This window comes from Neisseria sp. P0024.S006 (assembly GCF_051956595.1).
GTDB lineage: Bacteria > Pseudomonadota > Gammaproteobacteria > Burkholderiales > Neisseriaceae > Neisseria.
In genome coordinates this window covers 1-442 of the sequence record NZ_JBQCXH010000069.1, presented here as the reverse complement: position 1 = coordinate 442, position 442 = coordinate 1, and the positions used below count along the sequence as shown (strand labels likewise).

1 protein-coding gene is annotated in these 442 nt (G+C 55.2%); it reads left to right on the top strand.

The features are described 5' to 3' along the window. Positions 1-207 (top strand): ArsR/SmtB family transcription factor (locus ACTHUF_RS11315; protein ID WP_440407756.1); only part of this gene is annotated, 207 nt, incomplete at its 5' end. Positions 208-442 lie beyond the last annotated feature (235 nt).

Here is a 442-nt window from a genome sequence, read left to right as displayed (position 1 = left end):
CTGCTGGACGGCGACCGCAGCATTACCGAACTGGCACAAGCACTCGGCTCCTCCCCGACCGGCATCGCCAACCACCTCGCACTCCTGCGTACCGAAGGCATCATCGATTTCACGCGCTACCACCGCATCATCGAATACCGCCTCATCTCCGAAGAAGCCGCCACCATCCTCAATACCCTGCGCACACTCAAAGACCAAGCCGAATAAACAAATTATTCCACATCACAACAACAAGGCCGTCTGAAACATCAGCTTTCAGACGGCCTGCCCCTTTCAGCCCATATCGAAAAATAAACCAATCCGCTAGACAATACCGCCCATGCCCACAGGCGCAATCCGCCGCCTTCCCACCCAACAGCACACACTTAAACATCACGAAAATCGCCACTTGGAACGTCAATTCCCTCAACGTCCGCCTGCCCCAAGTACAAAACTGGCTGGC